This is a genomic window from Mesorhizobium sp. M2A.F.Ca.ET.039.01.1.1, from assembly GCF_003998035.1.
GTDB lineage: Bacteria > Pseudomonadota > Alphaproteobacteria > Rhizobiales > Rhizobiaceae > Mesorhizobium.
Window position 1 is genome coordinate 1 of record NZ_RZRY01000179.1, and the last position, 10,016, is coordinate 10,016.

Here is a 10,016-nt window from a genome sequence, read left to right on the forward strand (position 1 = left end):
GATCTCTACGATGTCGAAGTATCCCATGGAAATATCTCGTTCTATCGCCCGCAGATCTGCCGCAACCGCCTACCCTTTTCCTTCAAGGGCGTGCTGCACGAATATCTGGAGGCTCCGCCTGGCCCCATCACACGGCAGAACGCCGAGGGATTTCGCATTGCCACGGGACGTGGGGGAGCGCGCAGCCAAAACCCACGAAAATACCAGGACGACGCGGCGGTGCTGGAGAACGTGCTCGCAACCGAGACCGATCCGTTCCTGATATCGCGCTACACCTTCTATCTCGCGCAAAGCTATCGCGATTTCGGTGAACGCGAGAAGGCGCTGGAACAGTATCTGAAGCGAGCAGAGCTGGGTTTCTGGAACGAGGAGGTCTATGTGAGCCTGCTCGAGGCGGGGAATCTGATGGCCGCGCTCGGCAAGCCCTTCGAAGAGGTCGTCGCGGTCTATGAGCGTGCGACCCAGACAGTGCCGGCACGCGCAGAGGCGCTGCACGCGGCAAGCCTCTATTGCCGCAGCCAGGGCCGGAACGCGCAAGGACAGGAATTCGCGCGTCGCGGCCTGGACCTCACGGAGCCGACCGGTCTCTTCGTCCAGCCCTGGGTCTATGACTACGGGCTGCTCGACGAGTTTTCGATCAACGCGTATTGGGCGGGCGCATATCGCGAGTCGCTCGACGCGTGCCTGAAGCTGCTTGCCTCCGACAAATTGCCGCCGGACATGCTAAAGCGGGTGGTGGCCAATGCGCGTTTCGCGACCGAGAAGCTCGAGGTCCGCGAGCCATCGGTATTGGGAAGACTTGGCGCGGAAAGCCTGGTCGAGCAGCACGCGCTGATTGCGCAGCGATCGTTGCGTTCGCGGCTGGAGGTCGTGCCGCGTGTCCTGGTCGCGATACTGGCCAAACAGAAAGAGCCAGCGCTGCCGCTTTACCTGGCGTGCATCGAGTCGCTCGACTACCCGAGAGAATCGATCGTCCTCTACATCCGCACCAACAACAACACCGACAAGACCGAGCAGATCCTGCGCGAGTGGCTGGAGCGCGTCGGCCACCTTTATGCGGCGGTCGAGCTCGACACTTCGGACGTCAATGACCGGGTCGAGCAGTTTCGCGAGCACGAATGGAACGAGACACGCTTCAAGGTGCTTGGCCGAATCCGCAACATCAGCCTGCGGAAAACTCTCGAGCACAATTGCGACTTCTATTTCGTCGTCGACGTCGACAATTTCGTGCGGCCGGCGACGCTGCGGGAGCTTGTTGCGCTGGACCTGCCGATCGTCGCGCCCCTGCTGCGCTCCATCTCGCCAGGCCAATATTATTCGAACTATCACGCCGAGGTCGATGCGAACGGATATTATCAACACTGCGACCAATATGGCTGGGTGCTCAACCGCCATGTACGCGGCGTTATCGAGATGCCGCTCGTGCACTGCACCTATCTTGTACGTGCCGATGTGCTGACCGAACTTACCTATGACGACGGCACATCGCGCTACGAATATGTCGTATTCGCCGACAGTGCCAGGAGGGCCGGCATCGTCCAGTACATCGATAACCGGCAGGTCTACGGCTACATTACTTTCGGCGATCACGAATACCATGTCAGCGGCGGGATCGAACGGGCAAGAGAGCTTTTGCGCGACGCGGGCGACGTGCCGCAATTGCTTGGCGCAACGGCCTCGGCGCCTGCTCCGTTGTTGGCGAGGCCCGAGTTGCCGGACTCGCTGAAGATCCATCTGATCAACCTTGACCGCAGCGTCGATCGCTGGAACCGGTATCAAAGTCACAATTGGCATCTGATGCACAATACGGCTCGCATATCGGCCGTTGACGGCACCTCCCTGGACAGGGCCGCGCTCATGGAGGAAGGCCTTATCACCGGTGATTGTCGGTACCCCCCGGGGACGCTGGGATGCGCTTTGTCGCACATCGATCTGTGGAAGCGTGCGGTATCGGAGAACAGGACGATAACGGTCTTTGAGGACGACGTCCGAGCATCGTTTCGATTTATCGAGGAATCCGCAGAGATCATGTCCCGGGCGCCGACCGGTTGGGACATGATACAGTGGGGCTATATCATCGATCCGTCTTTTCTCTGGTTGGACTTTGGTCTTTCGAAAGCCAAGCTGGAGTTCTACGATCGTCGCTACACCAACAGAACAGCGCTGTTTCAGTCCGACAAATTCCCCAGATCGCTCATCCGGATAGAGCATTCGTTTGGGCTGCAAGCCTACACGATCACGCCAAGAGGCGCGCGCATTCTCCTGGAAAAGTGCCTGCCGCTGCGACACCGCCTCATCCCATTTCCTGGGACGGACGTAATCATCGAGGATACTGGCATCGACTGCGCGATGTGCGCCGCATATGGGTCGATGCAGGGCTACATCTGCATGCCGCCGCTGGTGATCGTGGACGACGAGCAACTTTCCGATCGAGTAGCGACGGACAAGAAGTGAAACTGCTGCTGATAGCCGGGCGGGCGCCAAGGGGTTTATCCCTCGACAGGTGCTACAAAAAAATTGTTGTCCAACGGAAATGTCTCCCGGACCGCGTAGCCAAAGGCATCACACCAAGAGGAGAGGTCTTGGTGACGCTCCGGCCATACTTCGATAAGTATGCCGGGACGCCATAGCTCGATCGTTCCTTGAATTCCCTTGAGCACATCGAATTCCGCGCCTTCCACGTCGATCTTAATGAAGCCTACAGGTTTCTGACGCAGGAAAAGGTCACCAGGCAAGCACTTGATCACTCCGTGATCGGCCTCAAGCATTTGCGCTTGGCCCATGTTATTTGAAATGGGATAAAATACGTTCGCAATTTTCGGTTCCGAACTCAGAGCCACGCCGAGGTAGTCAATATTTACATTCGAGCAAGCATTCAACGAAAGATTTATTTTAAGTATATCTATAGCATTTGGATTTGGCTCAAATATTATTATCTCAGATGGGCTGCAAAATTTCGATACAATATGGAATGATTTCCTATATTTGCACCAATGTCCACAAACGCCCTTCCGGGCGGCGCAAGGCGTTTGATCAATTCAAGTTCGTCTCGCTCGTAGAAGTCGCCCCTTATAAGGGATGATTGTATGTAATCCACTCTATTCGTGATGAAAAAGCTGATGATTTTTCCATCAATCCGATGGCTTGTTATAGTTCCACTTGATTCTTTAGCATCCTCGCGAAGGTGAAACAATTCCCAAGTCTCACACGCGGGTCTTGATAGCGTAATTCGGCCATCGGGCTCCGCACACAGAAATTTACCGCCCTTCTCAAGTCCAAATTCCCGCCCTCGAAAAATTTTTGGTGTCAGAGTGCCCGGGAGTATGTTAAGCACATCGGGACTATCAAACTTCTTTGAGCCAACAATGGCCGAATAATCGCGAAGATATACTATTTCCTTGTCGATGCCGGCTTCAGTGAACTTCAGGCGAGCCAGCGCACCCTGTTGAACTAACAGGGTATTTTGTGGACTGTGTTCAAACGTTCCGTGCCGGACCTCTCCGGATGACGGATCGACGAACACGATCGTTCCGTGCGATGTAAAGAGTTGGCCAGCCAGATTGCCGATCACGACCGTGACCCCCGCTCGATCCCGCGTAAGTGTAAGCGCATTTGCTATTTCTTGGCAAAGGCGACAACGATACGGAGATTATGCGCCAGCATCGGGCAGTATGGATCGGTCTGTACAGATAGGAAGGCCATGCGAATAGTCGCCTCAATGACCACCATCCCATCGCGGATTGACCGAATTGGCCCGGCGCTTGAAAGCGTGCTCGGCCAGACGGTTGCGGTGGAACATATTGAATTGAACGTTCCACACGTGTGCGTGCGGACGAACGAACCCTACACTTTGCCGACATGGCTGACGGAAATGGAACGGGTGAAGATTTTCCGTACAGAGGACTACGGGCCGATCACAAAGATCGCCCCGACCCTACTGCGCCATGGGGATGAGAAAGAAACCTACATCTGGTCGGTTGACGACGACTTTGCCTATCCAAAAAATCAGCTTGCCCTCCTCTGCAAAGGGCACCGCGAAACTGAATATCGCATCCTGGCGCGGCACGGCGGGGACTTCAATCCAGACGGCAGCATCACGTTCAAATACGGAGAAATGCGGGTATCGATGTTCGAAGGATTCGGCACGGTTCTGTATCCTCCCGCATGCGTGGGTGACGACTTCCTGGAATATGTACGAGAAACATCGAACGACATGGATTGTCGACATAGTGACGATATAGTCCTTTCGCTCTATTTTGCCTCTCGCAGAATTCCTATTTTCATATGGAATTCGCCTTCCGAGACAGAGCCATTCTACCCGACGGGTTCGCTTCCCTATTCCTCCGAGGGGGATGCGATCCATTTGCAAAGCGGGGGCAATCTGGAGCGCTATAAGAGGGTACTCAGCGTCTTGAGGCCTAAAAGGGACTAAGCGACCAGGATCGCGCCCCTGCGCATGAGCTCTTGTTTTTGCCTGATTGACGAGCCCAACTGATAATCGAACGCTCGACAGAATTCGACCTTGCGCCGGCTCTCCGGCCTTTATTGCGGTCCGGCAGCTGCGCTAGAGGCGGACCGATCCGACATTGCTTCACACGCATCGAGGAACGAAAGTTGAGGCGAAGGCATTTCCTAACACTGCTTGCAGGCTCCCCTGCCTGGGGTCTGGCGCTGGCAGGGTCCGCTGTGTCAGTCGTTCGTGAAACAAGGTCCGCCGTGGTGTCTGCTCAATCAGCCCCAGTTGCGCCCTCGACGTCTCTTCTCACTGCCCCGATAGAACTCGCCGGCGATTGGGGCCGCATGCTTGAAGGCGCTGCCATTCTGGTCATCGAACGCATGCGGCAGGCCTGCCTCGACGGTGTGCGCCTTCTCTCCGATCGCCAGCCGACGCGATTGCGTGTCGAGGAGCACACATCCGGTCCGCCCGCCATCTGGCTGCATCCGGACGCCAGCGGCATGGCATGGACCATAGTCGACATCGGCGAGCGGGATTGGTCGAAGCTCGCCTACCAGTTCGGGCACGAACTCGGGCATGTTTTTGCCAACAGCTGGCAGGCCGATGCCAAGCCTGCGCCGCCATGCCAATGGCTGGAGGAAGCAATGGTGGAGGCCTTCTCGCTGCGGGGCCTGTGGCGTCTGGCGAAGAGCTGGAAACACACCCCGCCCTTCCCCGGCGACAACGCGTTCGGCGATCTCATTGCCAAATATCGCGAAAACATCATCAACGGCTATCAGTCGCTTGCCGACTTTCAAGGCCTCGCCGGCGACCCGCCGGCATGGTTTGCCAAGCACCGAAGCGAGATCGAAGTTCCGAGCCTCAATCCGTTCGCGCAAGCAATGTCATTGACCATACTCTCGGAATATGAGCAGGCCCCGGACTGTGTTGAGGCACTTGGCGCGCTCAACCGCTGGCCGGGCCGCAGCCGGATTCCTATCGGTGAATATCTCCAGAAATGGAAAGAAAGCTGTGCCGAGATACACGCGTCAACTCGGCTGCCGATCCACCTGGGCAAGCTTTTGGGAATTCCGCCCGGCGTCGAGTGACTGCTGGCCCGAGCTTACATTGCGTGGCGGCTTTCCATCTGGAGTGACATATTCCAATTTGCTAAATGCGCGACTGGAAGTCCGCACCGTTCGGTCGGCAGCCTCTCGAAGCAAGCGGTTCGATGTACGGTTCTGGAGATCGGCTGTAACCTGGTCGGCTGAGCGCTACATCTGGTTCCAGGAAGTGTGGGACGGCCAAATAATGACTGGAAGCGGCGCAAACCAGCCATGTCGTCTTTTGAGGCTAGCCGACAGTCTGCTTTTCAGGGCAAGTCTTACCAATCGAAGGTTGGCATCACAGGGGCATGCCTGACCTGAGTCAACCCTTCGTTGATCGACTATTAGGCAACTCGGAACGTGACAGTGCCGAACGGCCCTACGATGTGGCTGGTTGGGTGGAAGCCTAGTGACTTCATTTCATCACCTGCAACGCCCCTCACTTTCGCGTTCGGACCCAGCTTCACCTCGATCGGCGCCGAAGTCAGGTTTGCCGCTAGGACGCGGATAGCCTCCCCAACACGAAAGGCAATGGCTGCCACTCCCGGCCGATCAATCGATATCCCGTAACGTTCCGAACCGGCAGCAGTTGCAAGCTCGGCATGGACGGCTTGCAACGGTCGTAGAGTGCCATCCTCATTCAAAAGCCCGAAAGGTCCGGTGGGTGCTGCCAATATCAATCGATCAGCTCCGGTTTTAGCGGCCTGTTCCGCTAAGCCGACTGCAAACGCGCCCCCGAACAACGCCCGTTGACGCGGGTCAGTGCCGGCTGCAGGCACCCGCTTGAATCCGGAATTGGCCGCAACCGACTGACCATAGGGGTTGTGCCGCATGCCGATCGTGCAAGGTCCGAGCCAGATCGGCTTGCCTGGACATAGATGCCGCGCCGTCTCCATCACGGCCGGATATACCGACAGGGTTTCCACAATCGATTGCTCATCAGCGGCGTGCACGATGGCGCTGTTGCCGAAGAAGACGAAATCTGCGCTGCCGGTCGGCGGGTTGCGGTTGAACTCAGTGAACAGCGAGGGCGTTCCCGCGCCTATCGGACAATCGACGCCGCTTGCCTTCAGCGCATCCAGTTCAGAGACAACAGGCGGCACGGTCGCCGCCATCAAACCGGAACTGCGTCGAGGGCGAACCAAGCTGCGTGAAGTGGCGTCGCAACCTGTCGACGGTGCAACTCCCACGCTAAGTGCGGGTGATGAGCGCCGCCTTCGGAGCTACACCGACCGTTTCAATGCCCGGTCAATCGGTTCGATATACGCGGCAAGGCTAATTTTCGAGGTATTTCGGAACTACGCGAGCAGGCACGATTGGCAAATGGAACGCGGGTTCGTCGACAGACCGGAGGTCTTTATACGAACCCTGGCTTGAGGGTACGCCGATGATTGGGTTCGTTATTCTCGAATGCTCAGACGCGAGCTACTCCGGCAATCCGGCTGCCCGTAGCGCGGTGCCAAGAGCCTCCGCGAGCGCGGGCGCGCAATTCACGCCGGCAAACTGGCGGCTGTAGCGAAAGCCCGGCTGAAGCTCGATAACGCGAGCGGCGGCTGCCTTTGCTTCGTCCAACCGGCCAAGCTTGGCCAGCGCGGCCGCCAATTGCACATAGGTGATGCTATGTGCCGGATTGGCCTGGACGGACTTGTAGGCAGCACGGCAAGCCTCTTCGAAACGGCCGCGCAACAAATGGCTCATTGCCTGTGCGTCAAAAGTGGCCCAGGCCCACGAATCGAATGGGCTCAGCCGCAAACCCTGCTTGCTCCATTCTATCGCTCGCTCCGCTTCGCCGCTCCACCCGAGAATGACGCTGCCAAGGATGTAGCTCAGGGCTGATGACGGGCTGATAGCGAGGGCGGCTTCCAAGGCAGCGAACGCTGCGGCGCGATCATGCGCATCCATTCCGATCGAAAAGCCAGCCCAGGTCAGGGCGAGAGCATCATCCTGTCCGTGGACGATGGCCGACCGCGCGTAGCTGATCGAAGATGCGCGGTTAATCTCCTGCAGGCCGGCGCGAAGAAACAGACAGTGATGGCACATCGCGGCGTTGCCATGCGCCAGCGCATAGGTTGGCTCGAGTGTGATCGCGCGCTCGAGAAGTGCCAACGCTCTGGTCACTTGTTCCGGCATGCCTGAATCGACATTGGGCTGGGCCTGCAGCACGAGATCGTAGGCATCGAGGCTATCGGGCCGTTTGCGCCTGACACGTTCGATCTCGGCCTTCCGCACGCTTGGGGCAATCGCGCCCACTGCTGCCAGCGCGATCTCGTCTTGGAGCGCGAAGATGTCGTCGGAGCTGCGATCATAGCGCTCGGCCCAGACATGGGCGCCGGTCGAGGCATCGATCATCTGCGCCGTAACCCGCACGCTACGGCCGGCCTTGCGCACACTGCCTTCGAGCACATAGCGAACGCCCAGCTCGCGGCCAATCTGCTTCACGTCGACGGCGCGACCCTTGTACGAAATGGTCGAGTTTCGGGCGATGACGAACAGCCATTTGATCCGTGCCAGGCCCGTGATGATGTCGTCCACCATCCCATCGGCAAAATACTCCTGTTGGGGGTCGCCGCTCAAATTCGAGAACGGTAGGACCGCGACGGACGGCTTCTCAGGCAAGCTCGGTCCCAACGTGGCGCCGGTGACGACCGAGGTATCGGGACCGTTGGTGGCTACGGCGGGTCCGACATAGCGATAGCCACGGCGCGGCAATGTTTCGATCCAATTTGCTCCATTCGCCGCGTCAGCCAATGTCCGGCGCAAGGCTGCGATCTGAACCGTCAGATTGTTATCGGCAACCGCCGATCCGCCCCAGCCGGCCTCGATCAGCGCGTCTTTGGAGACGGGTTGGCCAGCGTTCTGGATCAGCAGTCGCAGCAGCGCGACGGCGCGCCGCCCAAGCATGGTCGGCTCATCTCCGTAAAAGAGAATGCCCACCTGCGGATCGAGGTGAAAAGACCCAAAGCGGTGGACCTCACGCCTGACTATCATTGGAGTCTTTTAGCAGATTTTTGGCAACGAGTTCACGACTTTCCCGCGTGAGCGGCCGATGTTGAGCGAACGCTTGCCAGAGTAAGCGCCTGTCAGAGGAGGATCAAATGAGCGCTGATGCCGTCATCCGCATGCCCGACGAGAAGAAGGGCGTCATGTTGCGTGGCCACCCGATGGCTTTCCTCGTCACCGACGAAAATACCAGGCATACGAGCATGTTCGACTGGACGATCCCGCCGGAGTTCGCCACCGGGCGACATGTTCACCGGGTGCAGGAGGAGACCTTCTACCTACTCGAAGGCGAGTGTGAATGGCACGTCGGCGACAGGACGATCCATGCAACGCCGGGAACCTTCCTGTTCATCCCGCCAGGGGTGCCGCACAACATCACCAATGTCAGCGAGAAGCCTGCGCGCGTGCTGATGACCGTCTCTCCGCCCGGCCACGAGCATTATTTCGAAAAACTGGCCGAGCTGACGGCGCATGGGGCGCCCGATCCAAAAGCACTCGCCGATCTGCGAAACCGCTACGATACAGACCAACTGTCGACGCTGACGACGCGCTCGTGAATGGGGCGCCTTAGCGCGCACGCACTCGAACACGCCAGCAATATAGCTTTCGGTATGGGAACGATGAGGCCATAGCCCTGGACGGGTTCGATGATCATGCCCGCCAGCCTGCCCCTCGTCGACGTCGCGATCGCAACGCGTCGAGTCAATGGCCTCCTCGCGTCAAGGTTAAACGCCGATCTCCCTCCCTTCCACGTCGAGGGCGCGCAAAGGGCAACAAGTGACGCGCCGGCAAGCCGTTCAGACGGCTTTCGCCAGTGGTGACCGCGGCCGGCATGGCGTCACGTTGCTTCCGATTTCTTCGATGGAACAAGCTTGATTGCGGCGCGCTCGCCCGGCGGGGTGGCCCTGGCGACCACGACCCGATCTCGCCCCTCGGCCTTGGCATCATATTGCGCATGGTCGGCGGCATTGGTGAGCTCGGCCCAGCCCGAGCCATGCTCGGGATAGGCGGCGACGCCGAAGAGGCCGTCACAGTGCCAAGCGTGCGGCCGCGATGCGCCAGATGCAGCTGCTTGATCGCCTGGCGCAGCGTTTCGGCGCGCTTGGCTCCCTCCTTGAGCGAGCAGCCCGGCATCACGAGCGCGAATTCCTCGCCGCCATAGCGCGACACGACATCGGTGTCGCGCGCATGCTCGATCAGCGTCGCGGCAACCTGCTTCAGCACGAGGTCGCCAGCCTCGTGCCCGAAAGTATCGTTGAACTGTTTGAAGTGGTCGACATCGAGCATGATGACTGCCAGCGGCTGGCTCGAGCGCTCCATGCGCCTCAATTCCCGGCTGCTGGTTTCCTCGAGATAACGCCGGTTGAACAGGCCAGTGTTCGGATCGCGGATCGATTGCTGCCTGAGCGTTTCGCGCAGGCGCAGATTGGCTAGCGCCAGCGCCAGCGTGTCGACGACGCCGCGCAGGATCTGCT

9 protein-coding genes are annotated in these 10,016 nt (G+C 58.7%); 4 read left to right on the forward strand and 5 right to left on the reverse strand.

Annotated features, from left to right (window positions below; translation table 11 throughout):
* Positions 1-2,454: glycosyltransferase family 25 protein (locus EOA24_RS15665; protein ID WP_133374525.1), on the forward strand; the 2,454-nt coding region annotated here is incomplete at its 5' end.
* A gap of 35 nt (positions 2,455-2,489) precedes the next feature.
* Here EOA24_RS15665 and EOA24_RS15670 read toward each other — a convergent pair.
* Together EOA24_RS15670 and EOA24_RS15675 are read right to left on the reverse strand one after the other, a co-directional pair.
* On the reverse strand, positions 2,490-3,038 hold the full coding sequence (locus EOA24_RS15670) for an FkbM family methyltransferase (RefSeq protein ID WP_127256246.1): 549 nt from the start codon (positions 3,036-3,038) through the stop codon (positions 2,490-2,492).
* Positions 2,933-3,571 carry a hypothetical protein gene (locus EOA24_RS15675; RefSeq protein ID WP_127256248.1) on the reverse strand — a complete coding sequence of 213 codons (639 nt, stop codon included), beginning with the start codon at positions 3,569-3,571 and terminating at the stop codon, positions 2,933-2,935. The genes EOA24_RS15670 and EOA24_RS15675 overlap by 106 nt, the downstream gene beginning before the upstream one ends.
* A 147-nt stretch (positions 3,572-3,718) precedes the next feature.
* Here EOA24_RS15675 and EOA24_RS15680 point away from each other — a divergent pair, with 147 nt between their 5' ends.
* Positions 3,719-4,432 (forward strand): hypothetical protein, encoded by a 714-nt coding sequence (locus EOA24_RS15680; protein WP_126078799.1) that lies wholly within the window; start codon positions 3,719-3,721, stop codon positions 4,430-4,432.
* A 461-nt stretch (positions 4,433-4,893) separates the two neighbouring features.
* Entirely contained in the window at positions 4,894-5,544 is a 651-nt protein-coding gene (locus tag EOA24_RS15685; RefSeq protein ID WP_245501802.1) for a hypothetical protein, read from the forward strand.
* Between the two features lie 341 nt (positions 5,545-5,885).
* Here the strand turns inward: EOA24_RS15685 and EOA24_RS15690 are convergent, their stop codons facing one another.
* Together EOA24_RS15690 and EOA24_RS15695 are read right to left on the reverse strand one after the other, a co-directional pair.
* Complete coding sequence (locus tag EOA24_RS15690) at positions 5,886-6,659, reverse strand: hypothetical protein (protein ID WP_126078800.1); 774 nt, start codon at positions 6,657-6,659, stop codon at positions 5,886-5,888.
* Between the two features lie 307 nt (positions 6,660-6,966).
* The gene (locus EOA24_RS15695) at positions 6,967-8,529 is read right to left on the reverse strand and encodes a winged helix-turn-helix domain-containing tetratricopeptide repeat protein (RefSeq protein WP_126078801.1); all 1,563 of its coding nucleotides are present in this window, start codon (positions 8,527-8,529) and stop codon (positions 6,967-6,969) included.
* A 107-nt stretch (positions 8,530-8,636) separates the two neighbouring features.
* On the opposite strand from EOA24_RS15695, the gene EOA24_RS15700 reads away from it, so the two are divergent.
* Positions 8,637-9,098, forward strand: a complete 462-nt coding sequence (locus tag EOA24_RS15700; RefSeq protein WP_126078802.1) for a cupin domain-containing protein — start codon at positions 8,637-8,639, stop codon at positions 9,096-9,098.
* A gap of 145 nt (positions 9,099-9,243) precedes the next feature.
* Here the strand turns inward: EOA24_RS15700 and EOA24_RS15705 are convergent.
* Positions 9,244-10,016, reverse strand: a 773-nt coding sequence (locus EOA24_RS15705; protein ID WP_133374526.1) for a GGDEF domain-containing protein, incomplete at its 5' end; no start/stop codon positions are given.